Origin of the sequence: Pseudomonas sediminis, from assembly GCF_039555755.1 — a bacterium.
GTDB classification, from domain to species: Bacteria; Pseudomonadota; Gammaproteobacteria; order Pseudomonadales; family Pseudomonadaceae; genus Aquipseudomonas; species Aquipseudomonas mendocina_D.
This window is the reverse complement of sequence record NZ_CP154631.1, coordinates 4,005,979-4,026,219: the sequence shown is the minus strand read 5'-3', so window position 1 is coordinate 4,026,219 and position 20,241 is coordinate 4,005,979. Positions and strand designations below refer to the sequence as shown.

The following is a 20,241-nucleotide window of genomic DNA, read 5'->3' as shown; positions in this document are numbered from 1 at the left end:
GCCAAGTGTGATATTGCCTGTCACAACGCAGACTGCATTTAAAAAATAGACTATGAGATGTGATTTCGCCAATTTTGTCTTTTTTTTAAACTGAAACGAAGCTATGTCACTGATTTATATATGAAAAATCTAGTCTCTTTTTTGAGCAGGCATCACATCTCACCTGGAGATCCGCTTTCAACGATCCCAGGTCAATCGCTTCTCAGGTCGAATTCCCTACGGCCTTCAGAACAGATGGCCCGCCCTCATCAGGCATCAAAAAATGTATGCCTGATGAAGTAACGATGAGCCAAAGGAGCGATTACAGGTGGTAATCGCCCGCAGCTTCCGGTTGATAAAGCACTTTACTGATCTCGATCCGGAGAGTCCGATCGGAAATCCGCCAGTCGATGGCGTCTCCCTCCTGGTAGCCGAGAATGGCCGCGCCGATATCGGAACACACCGAATATTTTCCGGCGCGGCTGTCGGCGTCTTCGGGATAGACCAAGGCCACTTCGATCTCTTCGTCGTCCAGTTGCAGCAAGGCCTTGGAGTTCATCGTGACGACATTGCGTGCCACTTCCTCAGGCTTGACGACAACAGCACGCTCGAGCTCATGTTCGAGCTCGACAATGGCCGGCCCCTCCTCGAGTGCGATTAGATTCTCGAGCCTGGCCTTGTCGATTTCAGTGATTTGGATTCCTGTAACGTCGGTACCGGCACTTTCGCGCAGGAGCTGGCGATAACACGCCGCCGTCATGGAAAACGATTTCAATGTTGGCGTTTCGTTCTCGAGCATAAAGCCGCAGCGCACAAAAGCTTTCAGCGAGCGCACGTTGTCCGGGTGGATCTTGGCGATAAGCTTCTCGGCGCGCATGTCGAGAAAGGCCAGTTTCATGCCTTCGCGGATCGTGCGAGCGCCGAGATTTCGGCCCCATTTGTCGCTGTCTCCGATGGCCAGGACGATCTCGCACTCCAGGCCGGTCTTGATCAGACGGACAAAGCCCACCGGCTCGTCATGCCGGTCATAGGCCATGAAGAAACGACCGCCCCGGTTGAACAGATGGGTCAGGATCGGCAACTGCGTCCGATCGATGACTTCCGCGATGGAACGGGAAACATGACGCGAGTCGCTCAGATAGCAGGTGACGCGCTCATCCTGCAACCACTCCATCAGCGTCAGCGCATGTGCCCGAGTAATTTCAGGGCACAGCGAAATGAAAGGCTTGCTCATCTTCACCACACACTTATTTGTAAAGAATGAAAGCCCTTCATGGCTATGGCCATGACGGTTCTTTCGGCGACCGGTTACTTTAAGCCATAACGCGAGTAACGCCGAACCGTCTGCGCACTTTTCTCTTCGACAGCCTGCACAACGGGCTGAACCGCCCTCTCCTGCAGTTGCCGCTACAGCTGCGTGCGTATGACTCTTTCGAACTCCACACTGCGGCTGCTGTGCTCCTGCAGTTGCTGACGGAACTGTGGTGACTCGCGAGGCGTTATTGCCTCTACATAAAATTTAGGCAGGCTCTGCCACGAGTCGTTCAGGCTTTTTTCATCAGCCGTTGACCACGCTGCCGCCGTTGACATGCAGCATCTGCCCGGTGACGTAAGAGGCATCGTTGCTGGCCAGATAAACGAATGCCGGGGCAACCTCTGCAGGTTGTCCGGGGCGCCCCAGCGGCGTGTCGGCGCCGAACTCGGAGACCTTCTCGGCGCTGAAGGTGGACGGGGTCAGCGGCGTCCAGATCGGCCCGGGTGCAACGCCATTGACGCGAATGCCACGTGGCGCCAGGTTGATCGACAGCGTGCGGGTGAACGAGGTGATCGCGCCCTTGGTCGAGGAATAGTCGAGCAGCATCGGGTTGCCCTTGTAGGCCGTCACCGAACTGGTGTTGATGATGCTCGAGCCCGGCTGCAGATGCTCCAGCGCGACCTTGGTCAGGTGGAACATGGCGAAGATATTGGTGCGGAAGGTCTGCTCCCACTGCGCCTGGTCGAGGGCCTCGAGGTTATGCTCGGGGTGCTGTTCGCCAGCGTTGTTGATGAGGATGTCGATACGTCCCCACTTGGCGATCACCGCGTCGACCACGCACTGGCAGAAGCCGCCGTCGCCAACGTCACCAGCAAGGGCGATAGCTTCGCCGCCGTGATGTTTCACCTCGTCGAGGGATCGCCACCTTGCCGGTCAGCTTGCCGGCGGCGCGGTAATCATCGGCAAGGTAGATCGGCTCAGGGTGCATGGCGTGTTCGACACCAGGTTGCCGCTGCTGATGCTGAGGCGGCAGGGTCTTGTCGTTCATCCTTCGCTCCTCCTTTCGCTGGTGTTCAGACGGCCTTCAGCTGCGGGCTCGCAGTCATCACCGGATGAGTCTTGTGGCGATTCTCGAAGCAGAAGTTGGTGGCCTGCACGTAGCCTTCGGCCGAACCGCAATCGAAGCGGCGACCCTTGAATTTGTAGGCCAGCACACAGCCCTGCTGGGCCTGCTTCATCAGCGCGTCGGTGATCTGGATCTCGCCGCTCTTGCCCGGTTCTGTCTGCTCGATCAGCTCGAAGATATCCGGCGTGAGGATGTAGCGGCCGATGATCGCCAGGTTCGACGGCGCATCTTCGGGGTTGGGTTTTTCCACCATCCGCTCGATGCGGAAGATGTCGTCACGCAGCGCTTCGCCGGCGATCACGCCGTAGCGCGAAACCTCCTCCATCGGCACTTCCTGAATGGCGACGATGGAGCAGCGGAACTGTTCGTAGAGCTTGACCATCTGGGCCAGCACGCCGTCGCCTTCCAGGTTCAGGCACAGGTCATCGGCCAGCACCACGGCGAACGCCTCGTCGCCGATCAACGAGCGGCCGGTGAGGATGGCGTGACCGAGGCCTTTCATCTCGATCTGGCGGGTATAGGAGAAGGTGCACTGATCGATCAGGTGGCGCACACCACTCAAGGATTTTTCCTTGCCGGTGTTGGAAATCTCGTGTTCCAGCTCGTAGCTGATATCGAAGTGGTCTTCCAGCGAACGCTTGCCACGGCCGGTGACGATGGCGATTTCATGCAGCCCGGCTTGCAGGGCTTCTTCGACGCCATACTGGATCAACGGGGTGTCGACCACCGGGAGCATTTCCTTGGGCATCGACTTGGTAGCGGGAAGAAAGCGGGTGCCGTAACCGGCTGCGGGAAATAAACATTTCTTGATCATGAGTTCTATACCAATTGAGTGACTCGGTAATAGAACCTGACCCGTTTAGAACCTTTACGGTTCAAGATATTTCAGCAGGCGCCGTTTCGCTGCTGCAATTTTGCGAAGTGCGACACCTCGACCTCAGCACGCGGATGCCGAGGTGCCGCAGCCAACGACAAGTCGCCCTCTAGGCGAGATAACGGCTTACTTCGATCAGATTGCCGTCCGGGTCGCGAAAATACACCGATTCGATTGGCCCGACGGCGCCAGTACGTGCCACCGGCCCCTCCTCTACCGTCACGCCCTGCTCGGCCAGGTGAGCCATTACACGCTCCAGCGGCCACAGGGTGATCAGGCACAGATCGATGGCGCCCGGTGTTGGCTTGATCGCCTTGGGCTCGAACTCACGCCCGGCCTGATGCAGGTTGAATTTCTGCTTGCCGAATACCAGAGCGCTACGCCCGGCACCGAAGCGCTCGTGACTCATGCCCAGCACACGCTGGTAAAAGTCGACGGTGACGTCGATGTCCGCCACCGTCAGCACCAGATGGTCCAGTCTCTCGATCATGCTCAATGCCTGTCCAGCAGATGAAAACGCGGCAACCCGAGGTGCCAGTGAATCGCCGCCAGGCGCGCTGCCAGCACTACGAACATTGCCGCCGCGGTATCCAGCCAGTGTGGCGTGCCCAGGGCACGCAGGCCGATAAAGGTCAGCGCGCCGGCGATACAGGCCGTGGCGTAGATTTCCTTCTGGAAGATCAGCGGAATCTCGTTGCACAGCACGTCGCGAATCACCCCGCCGACAACACCAGTCATCACCCCCATGATCACCGCGGTGCTGATCGGCGTACCGTGTTGCAGCGCCAGTTCAGTGCCGTACACGGTAAACACAGCCAGGCCAAAGGCATCGGCGATCAGCAGGCCCTTCTCGTGAATCGGGCGGGTCATGCGTACCCAGGCCACGGTGCCCAGTGCCGCCAGGGAAGCGACCAGGATGTAGGTGTCGTCGCGAATCCAGCTGACCGGATGGTTGTCCAGAATCAGGTCGCGCAACGTGCCGCCACCCAGTGCGGTGACGATGGCCATCACCAGCACGCCGAACAGGTCCATGGACTTGCGCCCTGCCATCAGCGCACCGGTGATGGCAAACACCGCTACGCCGAACAGGTCTGCGACATAGAAAAGCTTTTCCATGCTGTCCTCAGCGGCTGACCGGCGTACGCAGGGTGACGAACTCCTCGGCGGCGCTCGGGTGCACGCCGATGGTCTCGTCGAAGATCTGCTTGGTCGCACCGGCCTTCAGCGCGACAGCCAGGCCCTGAACGATCTCGCCGGCCTCCGGGCCGACCATATGGCAGCCGAGCACGCGGTCGCTGTCGGCATCGACCACCAGCTTCATCAGCGTGCGCTCGGGATCTTCGGTCAACGTCAGCTTCATCGGGCGGAAGCGGCTCTCGAAGATCTTCACCTTGTGCCCGTCCTCGATAGCCTGCTCTTCACTCAGGCCAACGGTGCCGATGTTCGGCAGGCTGAATACGGCGGTGGGGATCATGCTGTAATCCAGCGGCCGGTACTCATCGGGCTTGAACAGCCGGCGCGCTACGGCCATGCCTTCGGCCAGTGCGACCGGGGTCAGCTGTACGCGGCCGATCACATCGCCAAGGGCGAGAATCGATGGCGTGGAGGTCTGGAACAGGTCATCGACCTCCACGTAGCCGCGCTGGTCCAGCTTGACCTCGACGTTCTCCAGGCCAAGGTTATCGAGCATCGGCCGGCGACCGGTGGCGTAGAACACGCAGTCGGCCTCCAGTACGCGACCGTCCTTGAGCGTCGCGGCCAGGCTGCCATCGGCCTTGCGTTCGATGCTGGCGATGTCGGCGTTGAACTGCAGGTCCAGGCCCTTCTTGCTCAGTTCATCGCGCAGGTGCTCACGTACCGCACCATCGAAACCACGCAGGAACAGGTCGCCGCGATAGAGCAACGAAGTCTGCGCGCCCAGGCCATGGAAAATCGAGGCGAACTCCACAGCGATATAACCGCCACCCACCACCAGCACGCGCTTGGGCAGTTGCTTGAGGAAGAAGGCTTCGTTGGAGCTGATAGCGTGCTCGCGACCGGGGATATCGGGAATCTGCGGCCAGCCGCCAGTGGCGATCAGAATGCGTTCAGTGCTGTGACGCTGGCCGTTCACTTCGACGGTATGCGCGTCGACGATACGCGCATGACCTTCGAACAGACTGACGCCGCTGTTGGTCAACAGATTGCGGTAGATGCCATTGAGGCGTTCGATCTCGCGGTTCTTGTTGGCGATCAATGTCGCCCAGTCGAAATTCGCTTCGCCCAGCGACCAGCCGAAACCCGAGGCCTGCTCGAAGTCATCGGAGAAATGCGCGCCGTACACCAGCAACTTTTTCGGTACGCAACCGACATTGACGCAGGTACCGCCCAGATAGCGGCTCTCGGCGACCGCAACGCGGGCACCGAAACCTGCGGCGAAGCGCGCCGCACGTACGCCGCCGGAACCGGCGCCGATCACGAACAGGTCGAAGTCGTAACTCATGGGGTATCTCCTTGGCAGACGAGGAGCATACCGTAAAGGCCCGCGCTAAGCTGAACGCCGGAGGTGGAGAACATGCGCCCCACCCTGACTCATCTGGCCCTGCACGTCCCCGATCTCGACGCCTGCATCGCCTTCTATCAACGTTTCTGCGCCATGCAAGTGATCCACGAGCGCCCCGGCAAGGGCACACGCATCGTCTGGATGGCCGAGCCGGGCAAGGAACACCAGTTCATCTTCGTGATCATGCCGGGCGGGCAAGACCGTAACCTGGCTGCTAATGACTACAGCCACTTCGGCTTTGCCCTGGGCAGCCACGCAGAGGTTGATCGCATCGCCGCCATGGCCGAACACGACGGCTGCCTGATCTGGGCACCACGCGACGAACCCTACCCAGTTGGCTATTACTGCGGCCTGCGCGACCCAGCCGGCAATTACGTCGAATTCAGCTACGGCCAGCCATTAGGCCCTGGCTCCGAGGAAATGCCCATCCCCTGAAATGCAAAACGCCACCCGAGGGTGGCGTTTCGTTTACCTGAAGGCGTATCAGAACGCCTTGCCGGTCTTGTACAGGTTCTCGAAGCAGAAGTTGGTGGCGTCGATGTAACCCTCGGCGCTGCCGCAGTCGAAACGCTGGCCCTTGAACTTGTACGCCATCACACAGCCCTGCTGGGCCTGGCGCATCAGGGCGTCGGTGATCTGGATCTCACCACCCTTGCCCGGTGGCGTGCTGCGGATCAGGTCGAAGATGTCCGGGGTCAGGATGTACCGACCGATGATCGCCAGGTTCGACGGCGCGTCCTCAGGCTTGGGCTTCTCCACCATGTTGCTGACGCGGTAGATGTCCTCGCGAATCATCTCGCCGGCAATCACGCCGTATTTGTAGGTTTCGTCCTTCGGCACTTCCTGAATCGCGACGATGGAGCAGCGGAACTGGTTGTACAGCTTGACCATCTGCGCCAGTACGCTATCGCCTTCCAGGTTCAGGCACAGGTCGTCGGCCAGAACCACGGCGAACGGCTCGTCACCGATCAGCGGCTGGCCGCAGAGGATGGCGTGGCCCAGGCCTTTCATTTCTACCTGACGAGTGTAGGAGAAGCTGCACTCGTCGATCAGGCGACGGATGCCAACCAGATACTTCTCTTTGTCGGTGCCCTGAATCTGGTGTTCAAGCTCGTAGCTCACGTCGAAATGGTCTTCCAGCGCGCGCTTGCCGCGACCTGTGACGATAGAGATCTGGCTCAGACCAGCCTCCAGCGCTTCTTCGACGCCGTACTGAATCAGTGGCTTGTTCACCACCGGAAGCATTTCCTTGGGCATTGCCTTGGTTGCAGGCAGGAAGCGCGTGCCGTAACCGGCAGCGGGGAACAGGCATTTTTTGATCATGGGACTCCCTAATGGGGACGGTTGGAATGCGCGCTCAGTCTATCAAGCCGCGCTAGCCTTACAACTGCCGCTTGCAGGGCGACCGATGCCACGATAAAGAAAACCGAGCTCCGCCAACTGATCGGCGTCATAGATGTTGCGCCCATCGAACAGCACCGGCATGCGCATCACGCCGCGAATACGCGGGAAATCCGGCTGGCGAAACTGCTTCCACTCCGTCACCAGCACCAACGCATCCGCCCCCTGAGTGACGGCATAGGGGGATTCGCTGAGCACCAACTGCCCCGCCTCGATGGCCGCTGCATAGCGCACAGCCACAGCTGCCGTGGCGGCAGGGTCGCAAGCCTGCACCTTGGCGCCGGCGGTCAGCAGTGCGTCTAGCAGCACCAGACTGGGCGCTTCACGCAGATCGTCAGTACCGGGCTTGAATGCCAGCCCCCAGAGCGCGACGACCCGCCCCTGCAAGTGGCCATTGAAATGCTCGCGCAAGGCCTGGAACAGCAGCGTTTTCTGCAGCGCATTGCGCGCTTCGACCGCACGCAGGATGCCCGGCTCGATGCCCTCGTGCTCCGCAGTGCGGATCAGCGCCTTCACATCCTTGGGAAAGCACGAGCCGCCATAACCGCAACCGGCGTAGATGAAGTGCGTGCCGATACGCCGGTCGCTACCTATACCGCGGCGTACCTCCTCGATATCCACGCCCAACCGCGCGCAGATACCTGCCATCTCGTTGATAAAGGAAATCTTGGTTGCCAGAAAGGCATTGGCCGCGTACTTGCTGAACTCCGCAGCGCGCACGCCCATGCACAACAGGCGGTCGTGATTACGCAGAAATGGCGCATACAGCCGGCGCAGCAGCTCGCGCCCACGCTCGTCGTCACAGCCGACGATCACCCGATCGGGGCGCATGAAATCCTCGACCGCCGAACCTTCCTTGAGAAACTCCGGATTGCTCGCCACGGTCACCCGCGCCCGTTGCTCCCGACGCGCCAGACCAGCGTTGATGCGCTGCGCCACACGCTCAGCGGTGCCCACCGGCACCGTGGATTTGTCCACGACCAGGCACGCATGATCGAGCCGTTCACCCAGCTCGTCGGCAACCGCCAGTACATGGCTCAGATCGGCCGAACCGTCCTCGCCACTGGGCGTACCCACCGCAATGAAAATCACCTCGGCGCGGCGGGTGCCGGCCTTAAGCTGCGAAGTGAAGCTGAGCTGCCCACCGGCCAACTGCGCCTTGAGCATCGCCTCCAGGCCAGGCTCATAGATCGGCACCTCACCTCGCGAAAGCATTGCGACGCGCTGCGGATCTCGCTCGACGCAGACCACCTGATTGCCCATCTCGGCAAAACAGGTCGCCGTCACCAAACCTACGTATCCTGCTCCAATCACGCATATCTGCATCGCAGCATCCTCCTGGCCGATGCTGCGATTGCAACCAATCGCGGTGGCAGCGATATGACGGAGCGACGAAGGAATGATGACAGGCAGCGGCTGGAAACGCTGATATGAGGCGAGGTTCATTCGCACCCTGTCAGGATGCTGCGTAAAGATGCGCTGACTAGAAAAGCAAAAGCCCCTGTAGGTTTCCCTGCAGAGGCTTTGTGTAGGTGAAGGGGTTAGAACCCGTTTCGGTAGAGTTCTAGGTCGTGCTACATCTGCTGAACACGGGCGTCCCGCCCGACTCATCGCTATCCTGAACTATGACTTCGACACTCAGCCTGCACGCAGCTCGTTGATCAACTCCGGGTGCCGCCCCAGGATTTTGAACAACTGCACCAGCGGTTGCGGTGCTTCCGTGCTGCCGCGCTCATAGCGAGAAAACGCATTCGGCCCACCGCCGAAAAGCTCGGCCGCTTCTCGCTGGCTCAACTGCAACTGCTTGCGCACCGTACGAATCAGCTCCTGATTGCCGTCCTTGGCGTTCACCTGCTGGCGAAGCTCGTTCATGGCACGCATAACGCGCTCACTCTCAGCCGGCCCTGTCAGGGACTCGCCGCAGGCATCGCACCAGTCAGCCACTACTGCAGTAATTTGAGTGGTGTGCCCCTTGTAGGTGAAGGGCATATCGCGGGTGTCGTGAACCAGTTCCGCCCTGCCGCATACTGGACATTTCATGGTCACTTCTCCTTAAAGGAAACGATCAGCAGATCGGCCACCAGCGTGAACTTCAAGTAGACCTGCCCGAACTCGGTATCGGGTCGGTAAACGTCCTGCCAGGTAGTATGATCCGCATAGGTTGTCATGCTCTTGGAAAAGTCGCGGCTGCTCAGAGCACTGATGACGGCCAGCATGTCGGCCATCTCCATACCCAGCTCGGCGCCCCCTTCCAGGGCTACGCGGGTGAAGCGATAACGCTGCTCAGCTAAGGCCTGCTTCACCAGTTCAAGCTTGAAATGGGGTTTGCGCTTTTCCATGTCGCACAAAATAACCTTTTAGGTTAATTTTTCCAAGGGAGCGTCGATGCCAAACAACAAACGCCAACAGCTACGCAATGAGTTGCTGGCTGGTGCCGAATCCAAGCCGGCAGAGCCCGCTAACCAACGATATTTCGCTAGTCTGCGCGAACGTGTGCGACGGTCCAGGCAATCACCTGCTCCATCGAATTGAAGCGAGCGCTTGGCTGATTAGCGTCCTGCGCCGAGAGAAGAGCGACAAGCCAGAAAGCAAAAAGCCCCGAAAGCTTGTTAGCTCTCAGGGCTTTAGGTATTGCGAAAGTGGCGGTGAAGAAGAGATTCGAACTCTTGATACGGTTTCCCGTATACACACTTTCCAGGCGTGCTCCTTCAACCGCTCGGACACTTCACCGGATCTCGATTGGCTGTGCAGCCCGTCGAGGTGCGCTAATATAGTCGAATGTTTTCCCGATGGCAAATTTTTTTTAAAGGATTCATGCGCTTAAGAGCGCAGCGGGTTTTCCTCGTGCTTCTCGCCGGGCTGCTCGTCGAAGCGAATGTGGCCGAACAGCAGAAAACCCAGGGACATGAACAAGCCCAGGCCGAATAACAGCAGCACGCCGGATGGGCTGCGCAGGTAGAGGCTTTCGCTGAGCAAGACCGATGCCAGCAGCAGGCCGATAACGGCAAGCATATAAAGGATGGAATAGAGGGTGTTCATGGGCAGCTCCTTCGGTTCGCTGCTCACCTTAAGGGCCTGGCTTTGCGTTCGACCAATTGCCATCCGGCATCGCCGCGATAGGCAAAAGCACTGACCAACCAGTCAGCCGCGGCGCTTTACCAGAGCGCTGCGGCTGAGTACCTTCTGCCCACATTCGCCCCCAAGGCTCTAACAAGGAAAACCGCCATGAGCGACCTGATCAGCTACCAACTCGACGACGGCATCGCCACCCTCACCCTGAGCAATGGCAAGGTCAATGCCATCTCGCCTGACGTGATCGCTGCGTTCAATGCCGCCCTCGACCGCGCCGAGCAGGATCGCGCCATCGTCATCATCACCGGCCAGCCGGGCATTCTTTCCGGCGGCTATGACCTGAAGGTGATGACCTCGGGCCCGCAGAATGCAATCAACCTGGTCGCTGCTGGCTCTACCCTGGCGCGGCGCATGCTCGCTCATCCATACCCGATCATCGTCGCCTGCGCCGGTCATGCCGTGGCCAAGGGTGCGTTCATCCTGCTGTCGGCCGATTACCGTATCGGCGTGGAAGGCCCGTTCAATATCGGCCTGAATGAAGTACAGATCGGCATGACCATGCACCACGTCGGTATCGAGCTGGCTCGTGATCGTCTGCGCAAGTCTGCGTTCCACCGTTCGGTGATCAATGGCGAGATGTTCGACCCGGCTGGCGCGGTAGATGCCGGCTTCCTGGACAGGGTGGTACCGGCCGAGCAATTGCAGGCTACCGCTCAGGCGGTGGCGCAGCAGATGAAGAAGATCAACATGACCGCGCACAAGAACACCAAGCTGAAAGTGCGCAAGGCGCTGCTGGAAACCCTCGATGCCGCCATCGAGATGGACAAGCAGCACCTGCTGTAAGCACTCGCTAGCCCATAAATGAAAAGCGCCGCTTCCGTTGAGGTCGCGGCGCTTTTTTCTTTGTGCGTCTAGCCAGTTAACCCTCCGGCGTATGACGGTGCGCACGGCGCACCCTACGGATTAACCGGAGTAGTCCAGGGCCGTCCAGGCTCGGCTCAGGCCTTGTGCGAGCACGCAACCGGGCTTGCTCAGTTGCTCGTTGAAGGCGGCCGGCAACAGCGTGGTTTCACCTTCTGCAGCGCCATGGCGTTCGGTCAGCCACTGCAGCTTGCCGCAGTTGGGCGTTTCGATCACGTAACTGGCGGCTATGTTGGAGTGATGGCTGGGCAGTCGAATCACGTCGAGCACCGTGCCCACCTCCTCGACACGCTGGCCATCGGAGACCAGTACGGCCCAGGCCTGTTCGCCCTCGATCACCAGATAGGCACCGTTGGCTTGGGGTCGCTCGACCTGGGGCTGAGCGCAGCCGTACAGGAAGACCGATAGCACAATCGTCATCAACATCTGTTGCATTGCCAATTCTCCTCTCGCAAGGCGCCCGTTTTGTGGGCGGATAGGTCTGCAGTGGCCTTACTATTCACCAATACTGTTTATTTGTACAGTGCTTTTGAATTAGGCTTGGCATCACAGGTAAATGATCGATTGCACAGGAGCGCCATCATGCTGGACGTACTGCAGCTGAAACACCGAGTGAACCGAATGCCGCTGGAGCGGGTACGCGAGATGGTCGAGGAACTGCAGCTCGAGGGCATCGTCACCGAGAGCCGCACCCCCTTCAATCGTCAGCACTTCAACACCTGCTTCGCCGAGATCGAGGCGCTGCTGCAGCGCGCTGGCTACCATCGGCAACTGGATGTGGTCGGTTACCAGGGGTTGGCCTACGCGCTGTTCGATCCGGCTCGCTGGGAAGCCGTCGAAGTGTTGCGTTGGCTGCGCGACTTCGTCGAGGAGGCGCGCGTTCAACCAGCCTCCTGACGACCCAAAAAGGCTCAGCGGTGCCCGCTCATGCACGGCAATGGCTCAGAAACATGCAGAGCGAGCCGAGCGCGGGCTCACTTTTCAATCAGCTAAACGACTTCATAAGCAATATGTAACTTATTGATTTTTAATAGCCAGTAATTCATAGGCCAGCATCTTTATTGCGCCTGTCAGGCGCCGGATACCCCTGCTCGGCCGTCGTACACGAAAGCTGGCAAGCCCTTTGCTATGTCCCTGTCAATCATCCTGTGTAGCACGCCAACGGTGGCGGGCCGAGGATCACGGACAACGGCGTCCGTCAGGTCACCTTCCTCTCATCGAGGTGGCCTGGCGTACGCCGTTTTTTGTTTATGCGCCTGACAAGGATTAGATCCATGACTGATCGTGATTCGAACAAGCCCCTGGCCACCAGCCGCCGTAACTTCCTCAAGCAATCCATCGCCCTGGCCGGCGCCGTGAGCGGAATCGCCGCGCTCGGCCTGTCGGCGCCGGCTTCGCTGCGCAGCGCAGCCTGGGCAGCCGGCTCCGATGCGCCGGAGAAAGCCGCGCTTAACGTAGGCTTCATTCCCCTGACCGATTGCGCTTCAGTGGTGGTCGCCGCCACTCAGGGTTTTGGCGAGAAATACGGCCTGACCATCAATCCGAGCAAGGAGGCCTCCTGGGCCGGCGTGCGCGACAAGCTCAACACCGGCGAACTGGATGCCGCCCACGTGCTCTACGGCATGATGTACGGCGCCCAGCTCGGCCTGGCCGGGCCGCAGCGGGACATGGCGGTGCTGATGGGGCTGAACCAGAATGGCCAGGCCATCACCCTGTCCAAGCAACTGCGCGAAGCCGGCGTGACCAATGGCGCGCAATTGGCCGAACACGTGAAGAAAGGCGGTAACCCGCTGACCTTCGCTCAGACCTTCCCCACCGGCACCCACGCCATGTGGCTGTACTACTGGCTGGCCAGCGTCGGCATCAACCCGATGAGCGACGTGAAGACCATTGTCGTGCCGCCACCGCAGATGGTCGCCAACATGCGCGTCGGCAACATGGACGGTTTCTGCGTCGGCGAGCCCTGGGGCGCGCGGGCGATCTTCGACAAGATCGGCTTCACCGCCACCACCACGCAGCAGATCTGGCCGGACCACCCGGAGAAGGTGCTCGGCACCACCCGCGCCTTTATCGAGCAGCATCCCAATGCCGCCCGCGCACTGATCATGGCGATTCTCGATGCCAGCCGCTTCATCGAGGCCAGCGAGGAGAACCGCAAGAGTACCGCCAAGCTGATTTCCGGCAAGGCGTACGTCAACGCGCCGGTGCAGGTGATCGAGCCGCGCTTTCTCGCCCAGTACGAGGACGGCCTCGGCAACAGCTGGAAGGACGAACACGCCATGGCCTTCTGCAAGGATGGCAGCGTCAACTTCCCCTATCACTCCGATGGCATGTGGTTCCTCACCCAGTTCAAGCGCTGGGGCCTGCTCAAGGATGCGCCGGATTACGCGGCCGTGGCCGCCCAGGTCAACCAGACCGCGCTCTACGCCGAGGCCGCTGGCGCGCTGAATCTGCCCGTACCGAGCAGCCCGCTGCGCAGCAGCACGTTGATCGACGGCGTGGTCTGGGACGGCAGCAATCCGGCCGCCTACGCCGACTCCTTCGCCATCAAAGCCTGACCGGAGGTGAGCATGAATGCGCCCCTGAAAACCCCGTTGCCGCCGATCGCCAAACCGCGCTTCTCTGCGCAGGCCTTGCTACCAAGCGCCGCCACACTGGGCAACCTGTTCAAGGCTGGCATCGCCCCGCTGCTGGGCATCATCGCCTTCATCGGCTTCTGGTCGCTGCTGGCGCAGTACAGTGAAGGCTTGCCAGGCCCCTTGAGCACCTGGCAAGCCGCCCTGGTGCTGTTCGCTGATCCTTTCTACGACAACGGCCCCAATGACATGGGCATCGGCTGGAACATCCTCAACTCGCTTGGCCGCGTCGGGGTCGGCTTCGGCCTGGCGGCCCTGGTGGGCATTCCCCTGGGTTTTGCCATCGGCCGTTTCACCTTTCTCGCCGGCATGCTCGCGCCGATCATCAGCTTGCTGCGCCCTGTTTCGCCGCTGGCCTGGCTGCCGATCGGCCTGCTGGTGTTCGAGGCGGCTGGCCCGGCGTCGATCTGGGTGATCTTCATCAGTTCGATCTGGCCAATCATCCTCAACACCGCAGCCGGCGTGGCCAGCGTGCCGCAGGATTACCTGAACGTGGCCCGGGTGCTCAAGCTGTCGGAATTCAAGGTACTGACGCGCATCCTCTTCCCCGCCGTGCTGCCGCACCTGATGACCGGCATCCGTCTGGCCATCGGCGTGGCCTGGCTGGTGATCGTCGCCGCGGAGATGCTCACCGGCGGTATCGGCCTGGGCTTCTGGGTGTGGGACGAGTGGAACAACCTCAACGTCGAGCACATTCTCATCGCCATCATCATCGTCGGCCTGGTGGGCCTGGCACTGGAGCAGATACTGCTGTTGATCGCCAAACGCTTTGACTACGCAAGCTGAAGAGGCAGGTTCGACCAACTCGTAGCCCGGATGCAAGCCGGAACGCGATCTCCGTTTCCACGGATTGCATCCGGGCTACGCAACCTACAAGTCAGTTCAACAATAGACGCCAAGCCTCTGTTTTAAATGAAAGTGCCTCTGATTAAATCCGGGGCACCGCGCCAGAACGGGAGAACTCCGATGGACAAATTCGTGGAGCTGACTTCTGTCAGCAAGCACTTCGACACCAAGAAAGGCCGCTTCCAGGCACTGGCAGACGTCAACCTGAGCATCGCTCGCGGCGAGTTCGTGGCGCTGATCGGCCACTCCGGCTGCGGCAAATCCACCGTACTCAACCTGATCGCAGGCCTGCTCGACGCCAACGAAGGCGGGCTGATCTGCAATGGCCGCGAGATCGACGGTCCCGGCCCGGAGCGCGCCGTGGTGTTCCAGAACCATAGCCTGCTGCCCTGGATGACCTGCTTCGGCAACGTCCACCTGGCCGTGGAAAAGGTCTTCGGTGCACGTGAAAACAAGGCGCAGCTCAAGGCCCGCACCGAGCAGGCGCTGAACATGGTCGGCCTCAACCATGCCATGCACAAGCACCCCAACGAGATATCCGGTGGCATGAAGCAGCGCGTAGGCATTGCGCGCGCCCTGGCCATGGAACCCAAGGTGCTGCTGATGGACGAGCCGTTCGGTGCCCTCGATGCCCTGACCCGCGCACATCTGCAGGATGAACTGCTGCGCATCGTCGGGCAGACCCAAAGCACCGTGGTGATGGTTACGCATGACGTTGACGAGGCCGTGTTGCTGTCCGATCGTATCGTGATGATGACCAACGGCCCGGCCGCTACCGTTGGCGAAATTCTCGCCGTCGACCTGCCGCGCCCGCGCGACCGCCTGGCGCTGGCCAATGACCCGCAGTACCACGCCTACCGCACCGCTGTACTGGAATTCCTCTACCAGCGCCAGCAACGCCCGGCCGCCTGAGCGCAATGAACCGCTCTGGCACAGGGACCGGGGCGGTTGAACCTCTGCACTATCGCAGGGACGAACAAGGGCCCTCAACCGACAAGCAGAGAATCCCGTGCTCGATCTCACCACCTGGAATCTGTCGATTCCCACCGAACCGGCACCGACCACCATCACCACCGAACGCCTGAATAACGGCTATGAAAGCCGTTACTTTCGGCGCAATGCCGACGGCAGCGTGACCTTCTGGGTGCCTGTTACCGGTTCGACCACGCCCGATGCGCGCTATCCACGTAGCGAACTGCGCGAAACCCAGCACGACGGCACACTCGATAACTGGCTGCATGCCAGTTCGGACAGCTATCTAAGTGCCGTGCTGCAGGTCGACCAGGTGCCCAGCCGCAACAAGGTGGTGATCGGTCAGATCCACAGCACTGACGCGCCAGGCAGCCAGAACGACCCTTTGCTCAAGCTGCAATATCACTATCGGCGAGGTGTTGGCCGGGTGGAAGCACTGCTGCGCGCCCTCCCAGGCGACAGCGAGGTGCAGAACATTCTGCTGGCCGAGAACATCCAGCTTGGCGAGCGCTTCGGCTACGACCTGCGCGTCACACCCAGCGGACGCATCGGCATCAGCGTGGCCAGCGCAGATGGCGACGACGGCTCGCTCTACCGCCAGTTGAGCAGCAGTTGGAGCAAGCAGTACCTGTACTTCAAGGCCGGCGCCTACATCCAGGACAATTACGGCCCGGATAGCGAAGGTGGTCGGGTCACGTTCTACCACCTCAACAGCCTGCATCGCTGAGGTTACAATCGCCGCTCTCCTCGACCAAGGCTCGACCATGGCACGCCTGACCCTCGATTTCCCCGAAGACCAGTACTGCTACAGCACCCACCTGACCGTGCGCGTCACCGACATCAACGGCGCCAACCACTTGGGCAATGACTCGATGATCTCGATGATTTCCGAGGCGCGTGCGCGCTTCCTCTTCGAGTTCGGCATTCGCGAAACCGACGGCAAAGGCACCGGCATCATCGTCACCGACCTGGCCACCACCTACCGCGCAGAAGCTCATGCACGCGACCAATTGCTGTTCGAAGTCGGCGTGATGGATTTCAACAAGTACGGTGGCGACATCACCTTCCGCATCACCCGTCCGGCTGATGGCACTCTCGTGGCGATGGCCAAGTCCGGCTTCGTGTTCTTCGATTATCTGCAGTCGAAGGTGGTGCCGATGCCAAAGACTTTCAGCGCCAAATTCCCCAAGGTCAATCGTGTGGTCGGATAACCGACCTGTTGGCGTGACAGTTGCTAATCCATCTGCTACGCCTTAGTGCATAACGATAAAAGCCCTGCGCAGCCCCGGTGCAGAGCTACCTTGGGAGGAACCGCAATGCCAGCTATGCGCCAACGCGCTCAACGCGCTGCTCTGATCGCCAGCCTCTCCGCCTGGCCACTCCTCACTCTTCCCCTTCCCACTCACGCCACCACGACCCACTTGCCCAGCACAACGCAGGCGCCGATGCAGGCCGAGCATACGGCAGGCAAGGTCGAACTCAGCCGCTGATTGGCCAGCGCCGCACCAAATCGGCGCTCATGGCCTTGAAAAGGTGCACCCGCAGCAGCGCTGTACGGTGATGTCGCGCCCTGAAACCCGCTGAATCTGCGGTTTTGGCAAATTGGCACAAGCGCTGCATTGCTAGCCGTACAACTTGATTAAAGCGCGCGGCTCAACGACGAGCAGCGCGCTTCCCGATAGAACGGGATAGGACAAAGGCGTCCTCGCTAGGTGACTAGCGGGACGCCTTTTTTGTTTTTCTGGCCTGCCATTTTTGGCAGCCACCTTTTTCCGTGATCCATGACTCAGGAGATGGCCGGCATGCAAAAACTCAAGCTGGTGATGATCGGCAACGGCATGGCGGGTGTGCGCACCCTCGAAGAGCTGCTCAAGCTCGCTCCCGATCTTTACGACATCACCGTGTTCGGCGCCGAGCCGCACCCCAACTACAACCGCATCCTGCTCTCACCGGTGCTGGCCGGCGAGCAGACCTTCGAGGAGATCGTGCTCAACGATCTCAACTGGTACGCGGATAACGGCATCAAGCTGCTGCTCGGGCGCAAGGTGGTCAAGATTGACCGCAAGGCGCGCCGGGTGATCGCCGACGACGGCAGCGAGGCCGAATATGACCGTCTGCTAATCGCCACCGGTTCCAACCCTTTCATCCTGCCGATTCCGGGTAAGGACCTGGACGGTGTGATCGGCTACCGCGACATCGCTGACACCCAGACCATGATGGACACCGCCAAGACTCACAAGCACGCGGTGGTCATCGGCGGCGGCCTGCTCGGCCTGGAAGCTGCCAACGGCCTCAAGCTGCGCGGCATGGACGTCACCGTGGTGCATATCGGCGACTGGCTGCTGGAGCGTCAGCTTGATCGCACCGCCGGCGAGCTGCTGCAAAAGTCCCTGGAAGACCGTGGTCTGAAGTTTCTCCTGCCCAAGCACACCGCCGAGCTGCTGGACAACGGCGAAGGCCGCGTCTGTGCAGTGAAGTTCAAGGATGGTGAGGTGATCCCAGCCGACCTGGTGGTGATGGCTGCCGGCATCCGCCCCAACAGCGAGCTGGCCGAGAGCGCCGGCATCGCCTGCAACCGCGGTATCCTGGTCAACGACACCCTGCAGACCTATGACCCGCGCATCTACGCCATCGGCGAATGTGCCAGCCACCGCGGCATCGCTTACGGCCTGGTGGCGCCGCTGTTCGAGCAGGCCAAGGTCTGCGCCAACCACCTGGCCCAGCTCGGCTACTCGCGCTACCAGGGTTCGGTGACCTCGACCAAGCTCAAGGTCACCGGCATTGATCTGTTCTCCGCTGGCGAATTCATGGGAGGAGAAGGCACCGAGACCATCACCCTCTCTGACCCCATCGGCGGCGTATACAAGAAGCTGGTGATCAAGGATGACGTGCTGGTCGGCGCCTGCCTGTACGGCGACACCGCCGACGGTGGCTGGTACTTCCGCCAGATCCGCGAGAACCACAACGTCAGCGAGATTCGCGACCACCTGATGTTTGGCGAAGGTGCCATCGGCGACGTCGGCCATCAGGGCGCCGACAAGACCGCCAACATGCCTGACAGCATGGAAATCTGCGGCTGCAACGGCGTGTGCAAGGGCACCATCGTCAAGGCGATCCAGGCGAACGGGCTGTTCTCGGTCGACGAGGTGAAGAAGCACACCAAGGCAGCCAGCTCCTGCGGCTCCTGCGCCGGCCTGGTGGAGCAGATACTGATCAGCACCGTCGGCGGCGCCGCTGACGTCAAGCCCAAGAGCGAGAAGGCCATCTGCGGCTGCTCCGACCTGAACCACGGGCAGATCCGCAAGGCGATTCGCGAGCAACACCTGACCTCCATGGCGCAGACCATGACGTTTCTCAACTGGAGTACGCCCAACGGCTGCGCCACCTGCCGCCCGGCGCTCAACTACTACCTGATTTCCACCTGGCCGGGCGAGGCCAAGGACGACCCGCAGTCGCGCCTGATCAACGAGCGTGCCCACGCCAATATCCAGAAAGACGGCACCTACTCCGTGGTGCCGCGCATGTGGGGCGGCGTGACCAATCCGTCTGAGCTGCGCCGCATCGCCGATGTGGCCGACAAGTACAAGGTGCCCATGGTCAAGGTCACCGGCGGCCAGCGCATCGATCTGCTGGGTATCAAGAAGGAAGACCTGCCGGCAGTGTGGAAAGAGCTGGATATGCCCTCCGGTCACGCCTACGGCAAATCCATCCGTACCGTGAAGACCTGCGTGGGCAGCGAGTTCTGCCGCTTCGGTACGCAGAACTCGACCCAGCTCGGTATCGACCTGGAACACGACCTGTTCAATATGTGGTCGCCGCACAAGGTCAAGCTGGCGGTTTCCGGCTGCCCGCGCAACTGCGCCGAAGCCGGCATCAAGGATGTCGGCATCATCGGTGTGGACTCGGGCTTCGAGCTGTACATCGGCGGCAACGGCGGGATCAAGACCGAGGTCGCCGAGTTCTTCGTCAAGGTGAAGACCGCCGAGGAAGTGCGCGAATACAACGCCGCCTTCCTCCAGCTCTACCGCGAAGAAGCCTTCTACCTAGAGCGCACCGTGCACTACATGCAGCGTGTCGGCATGGAGCACATCAAGAAGGCGGTGCTGGAAGACGAAGCCAATCGCAAGGCCCTGGCCGCTCGCCTGCACTATGCCCTGTCGTTCGAGCAGGACCCGTGGAAGGAGCGCATCGAGACGCCGCAACTGAAGAAAGAGTTCGACACCATCAAGGTGGTGCAAATCGAGGAGGCCACCGTATGAACTGGCTGGATATCTGCGCCCTGGACGAGATCAACCTGCTCGGCTCGCGCATCGTCAGCGGCCCCAAGGGTGACATCGCCATCTTCCGTACCGCAGGCGACGAGGTCTTCGCTCTCGACGACCGCTGCCCGCACAAGGGCGGCCCGCTATCCCAAGGCTTGATCTACGGCAAGCGCGTGGCCTGCCCGCTGCACAACTGGCAGATCGAGCTGGAGTCCGGCGATGCCGTGGCGCCGGACGTGGGCTGCGCTCATCGGCACCACGCCCGGGTCGAGAATGGCCGCGTGCTGTTGGCCCTAAACACCGCCGCGAAGTGCGCCTGAGCCGTCCGGCGGTAGGCTCACGGCCTGCCGCCAGA

The 20,241-nt window shown here is 60.7% G+C and carries 21 protein-coding genes, 1 tRNA gene and 1 pseudogene; 10 read left to right on the top strand and 13 right to left on the bottom strand.

Annotation, left to right across the window (positions count from 1 at the left end; genetic code table 11):
* Window positions 1-301: 301 nt before the first annotated feature.
* From AAEQ75_RS18920 to gorA, 6 genes and pseudogenes are all read right to left on the bottom strand, one after another.
* Entirely contained in the window at window positions 302-1,213 is a 912-nt protein-coding gene (locus AAEQ75_RS18920; RefSeq protein ID WP_343350092.1) for a bifunctional GNAT family N-acetyltransferase/nucleoside diphosphate kinase regulator, read from the bottom strand.
* A gap of 324 nt (window positions 1,214-1,537) precedes the next feature.
* Window positions 1,538-2,282: pseudogene (locus tag AAEQ75_RS18915) on the bottom strand (SDR family oxidoreductase).
* A 25-nt stretch (window positions 2,283-2,307) separates the two neighbouring features.
* Window positions 2,308-3,174 carry a UTP--glucose-1-phosphate uridylyltransferase GalU gene (galU, locus tag AAEQ75_RS18910; protein WP_021489019.1) on the bottom strand — a complete coding sequence of 289 codons (867 nt, stop codon included), beginning with the start codon at window positions 3,172-3,174 and terminating at the stop codon, window positions 2,308-2,310.
* A gap of 169 nt (window positions 3,175-3,343) precedes the next feature.
* Window positions 3,344-3,724, bottom strand: a complete 381-nt coding sequence (locus tag AAEQ75_RS18905; protein WP_256835708.1) for a VOC family protein — start codon at window positions 3,722-3,724, stop codon at window positions 3,344-3,346.
* Window positions 3,725-3,726: 2 nt separating this feature from the next.
* Window positions 3,727-4,350: a trimeric intracellular cation channel family protein gene (locus AAEQ75_RS18900; protein ID WP_003460159.1), complete on the bottom strand. Its 624-nt coding sequence runs from the start codon at window positions 4,348-4,350 to the stop codon at window positions 3,727-3,729.
* A 7-nt stretch (window positions 4,351-4,357) separates the two neighbouring features.
* Window positions 4,358-5,716, bottom strand: coding sequence for a glutathione-disulfide reductase (gene gorA / locus AAEQ75_RS18895; RefSeq protein WP_343350091.1), 1,359 nt, complete (start codon window positions 5,714-5,716; stop codon window positions 4,358-4,360).
* Window positions 5,717-5,788: 72 nt separating this feature from the next.
* On the opposite strand from gorA, the gene AAEQ75_RS18890 reads away from it, so the two are divergent.
* Entirely contained in the window at window positions 5,789-6,211 is a 423-nt protein-coding gene (locus AAEQ75_RS18890) for a VOC family protein (RefSeq protein ID WP_256835712.1), read from the top strand.
* Between the two features lie 48 nt (window positions 6,212-6,259).
* Here AAEQ75_RS18890 and galU (AAEQ75_RS18885) read toward each other — a convergent pair whose 3' ends face one another.
* The 6 genes from galU (AAEQ75_RS18885) to AAEQ75_RS18860 form a co-directional block, all read right to left on the bottom strand.
* Window positions 6,260-7,099, bottom strand: coding sequence for a UTP--glucose-1-phosphate uridylyltransferase GalU (galU, locus tag AAEQ75_RS18885; RefSeq protein ID WP_179576505.1), 840 nt, complete (start codon window positions 7,097-7,099; stop codon window positions 6,260-6,262).
* A gap of 42 nt (window positions 7,100-7,141) precedes the next feature.
* Entirely contained in the window at window positions 7,142-8,503 is a 1,362-nt protein-coding gene (locus AAEQ75_RS18880) for a UDP-glucose dehydrogenase family protein (RefSeq protein ID WP_256835724.1), read from the bottom strand.
* Window positions 8,504-8,815: 312 nt separating this feature from the next.
* A complete protein-coding gene (locus AAEQ75_RS18875) occupies window positions 8,816-9,217 on the bottom strand; it encodes a type II TA system antitoxin MqsA family protein (protein ID WP_256835714.1) in 402 nt (133 codons plus the stop codon).
* Window positions 9,218-9,219: 2 nt separating this feature from the next.
* On the bottom strand, window positions 9,220-9,516 hold the full coding sequence (locus AAEQ75_RS18870) for a type II toxin-antitoxin system MqsR family toxin (RefSeq protein WP_256835715.1): 297 nt from the start codon (window positions 9,514-9,516) through the stop codon (window positions 9,220-9,222).
* 301 nt (window positions 9,517-9,817) lie between these two features.
* Window positions 9,818-9,907: transfer RNA gene (locus AAEQ75_RS18865), tRNA-Ser, on the bottom strand.
* Between the two features lie 90 nt (window positions 9,908-9,997).
* Window positions 9,998-10,216 carry a hypothetical protein gene (locus AAEQ75_RS18860; RefSeq protein WP_343350088.1) on the bottom strand — a complete coding sequence of 73 codons (219 nt, stop codon included), beginning with the start codon at window positions 10,214-10,216 and terminating at the stop codon, window positions 9,998-10,000.
* Window positions 10,217-10,402: 186 nt separating this feature from the next.
* Between AAEQ75_RS18860 and AAEQ75_RS18855 the strand changes: the two genes are divergently transcribed.
* Window positions 10,403-11,092: a crotonase/enoyl-CoA hydratase family protein gene (locus tag AAEQ75_RS18855; RefSeq protein ID WP_343350087.1), complete on the top strand. Its 690-nt coding sequence runs from the start codon at window positions 10,403-10,405 to the stop codon at window positions 11,090-11,092.
* A 120-nt stretch (window positions 11,093-11,212) separates the two neighbouring features.
* On the opposite strand, the gene AAEQ75_RS18850 is transcribed toward AAEQ75_RS18855, so the two are convergent.
* Window positions 11,213-11,605 carry a hypothetical protein gene (locus tag AAEQ75_RS18850; protein ID WP_099524235.1) on the bottom strand — a complete coding sequence of 131 codons (393 nt, stop codon included), beginning with the start codon at window positions 11,603-11,605 and terminating at the stop codon, window positions 11,213-11,215.
* A 147-nt stretch (window positions 11,606-11,752) separates the two neighbouring features.
* Between AAEQ75_RS18850 and AAEQ75_RS18845 the strand changes: the two genes are divergently transcribed.
* The 8 genes from AAEQ75_RS18845 to nirD all read left to right on the top strand — a co-directional run bounded on the left by AAEQ75_RS18845 (window position 11,753) and on the right by nirD (window position 20,206).
* Window positions 11,753-12,067, top strand: a complete 315-nt coding sequence (locus AAEQ75_RS18845; RefSeq protein WP_012018520.1) for a hypothetical protein — start codon at window positions 11,753-11,755, stop codon at window positions 12,065-12,067.
* A gap of 377 nt (window positions 12,068-12,444) precedes the next feature.
* The gene (locus AAEQ75_RS18840; protein ID WP_343350086.1) at window positions 12,445-13,728 is read left to right on the top strand and encodes a CmpA/NrtA family ABC transporter substrate-binding protein; all 1,284 of its coding nucleotides are present in this window, start codon (window positions 12,445-12,447) and stop codon (window positions 13,726-13,728) included.
* A gap of 12 nt (window positions 13,729-13,740) precedes the next feature.
* Window positions 13,741-14,592, top strand: coding sequence for a nitrate ABC transporter permease (ntrB, locus tag AAEQ75_RS18835; protein WP_256836906.1), 852 nt, complete (start codon window positions 13,741-13,743; stop codon window positions 14,590-14,592).
* Window positions 14,593-14,772: 180 nt separating this feature from the next.
* Window positions 14,773-15,564 (top strand): ABC transporter ATP-binding protein, encoded by a 792-nt coding sequence (locus AAEQ75_RS18830; RefSeq protein ID WP_099524244.1) that lies wholly within the window; start codon window positions 14,773-14,775, stop codon window positions 15,562-15,564.
* Window positions 15,565-15,661: 97 nt separating this feature from the next.
* The gene (locus AAEQ75_RS18825; RefSeq protein WP_343350085.1) at window positions 15,662-16,351 is read left to right on the top strand and encodes a polysaccharide lyase family 7 protein; all 690 of its coding nucleotides are present in this window, start codon (window positions 15,662-15,664) and stop codon (window positions 16,349-16,351) included.
* A gap of 37 nt (window positions 16,352-16,388) precedes the next feature.
* Complete coding sequence (locus AAEQ75_RS18820; protein ID WP_343350084.1) at window positions 16,389-16,835, top strand: thioesterase family protein; 447 nt, start codon at window positions 16,389-16,391, stop codon at window positions 16,833-16,835.
* 591 nt (window positions 16,836-17,426) lie between these two features.
* Window positions 17,427-19,883, top strand: coding sequence for a nitrite reductase large subunit NirB (gene nirB, locus AAEQ75_RS18815; RefSeq protein ID WP_343350082.1), 2,457 nt, complete (start codon window positions 17,427-17,429; stop codon window positions 19,881-19,883).
* Window positions 19,880-20,206: a nitrite reductase small subunit NirD gene (gene nirD / locus AAEQ75_RS18810; RefSeq protein ID WP_343350081.1), complete on the top strand. Its 327-nt coding sequence runs from the start codon at window positions 19,880-19,882 to the stop codon at window positions 20,204-20,206. The genes nirB and nirD overlap by 4 nt, the downstream gene beginning before the upstream one ends.
* The last annotated feature ends 35 nt before the right edge of the window (window positions 20,207-20,241 follow it).

Excerpts from the sequence above, each read along its gene's own strand:
- galU (WP_179576505.1), bottom strand. The coding sequence starts at position 7,099 with ATGATCAAAAAATGCCTGTTCCCCGCTGCCGGTTACGGCACGCGCTTC.
- AAEQ75_RS18900 (WP_003460159.1), bottom strand. The coding sequence starts at position 4,350 with ATGGAAAAGCTTTTCTATGTCGCAGACCTGTTCGGCGTAGCGGTGTTT.
- ntrB (WP_256836906.1), top strand. The coding sequence starts at position 13,741 with ATGAATGCGCCCCTGAAAACCCCGTTGCCGCCGATCGCCAAACCGCGC.
- AAEQ75_RS18880 (WP_256835724.1), bottom strand. The coding sequence starts at position 8,503 with ATGCAGATATGCGTGATTGGAGCAGGATACGTAGGTTTGGTGACGGCG.
- nirB (WP_343350082.1), top strand. The coding sequence starts at position 17,427 with ATGCAAAAACTCAAGCTGGTGATGATCGGCAACGGCATGGCGGGTGTG.
- AAEQ75_RS18845 (WP_012018520.1), top strand. The coding sequence starts at position 11,753 with ATGCTGGACGTACTGCAGCTGAAACACCGAGTGAACCGAATGCCGCTG.
- AAEQ75_RS18830 (WP_099524244.1), top strand. The coding sequence starts at position 14,773 with ATGGACAAATTCGTGGAGCTGACTTCTGTCAGCAAGCACTTCGACACC.
- AAEQ75_RS18855 (WP_343350087.1), top strand. The coding sequence starts at position 10,403 with ATGAGCGACCTGATCAGCTACCAACTCGACGACGGCATCGCCACCCTC.
- AAEQ75_RS18840 (WP_343350086.1), top strand. The coding sequence starts at position 12,445 with ATGACTGATCGTGATTCGAACAAGCCCCTGGCCACCAGCCGCCGTAAC.
- nirD (WP_343350081.1), top strand. The coding sequence starts at position 19,880 with ATGAACTGGCTGGATATCTGCGCCCTGGACGAGATCAACCTGCTCGGC.
- AAEQ75_RS18920 (WP_343350092.1), bottom strand. The coding sequence starts at position 1,213 with ATGAGCAAGCCTTTCATTTCGCTGTGCCCTGAAATTACTCGGGCACAT.
- AAEQ75_RS18905 (WP_256835708.1), bottom strand. The coding sequence starts at position 3,724 with ATGATCGAGAGACTGGACCATCTGGTGCTGACGGTGGCGGACATCGAC.
- AAEQ75_RS18890 (WP_256835712.1), top strand. The coding sequence starts at position 5,789 with ATGCGCCCCACCCTGACTCATCTGGCCCTGCACGTCCCCGATCTCGAC.
- AAEQ75_RS18870 (WP_256835715.1), bottom strand. The coding sequence starts at position 9,516 with ATGGAAAAGCGCAAACCCCATTTCAAGCTTGAACTGGTGAAGCAGGCC.
- AAEQ75_RS18820 (WP_343350084.1), top strand. The coding sequence starts at position 16,389 with ATGGCACGCCTGACCCTCGATTTCCCCGAAGACCAGTACTGCTACAGC.
- AAEQ75_RS18850 (WP_099524235.1), bottom strand. The coding sequence starts at position 11,605 with ATGCAACAGATGTTGATGACGATTGTGCTATCGGTCTTCCTGTACGGC.
- AAEQ75_RS18875 (WP_256835714.1), bottom strand. The coding sequence starts at position 9,217 with ATGAAATGTCCAGTATGCGGCAGGGCGGAACTGGTTCACGACACCCGC.
- gorA (WP_343350091.1), bottom strand. The coding sequence starts at position 5,716 with ATGAGTTACGACTTCGACCTGTTCGTGATCGGCGCCGGTTCCGGCGGC.
- galU (WP_021489019.1), bottom strand. The coding sequence starts at position 3,174 with ATGATCAAGAAATGTTTATTTCCCGCAGCCGGTTACGGCACCCGCTTT.
- AAEQ75_RS18860 (WP_343350088.1), bottom strand. The coding sequence starts at position 10,216 with ATGAACACCCTCTATTCCATCCTTTATATGCTTGCCGTTATCGGCCTG.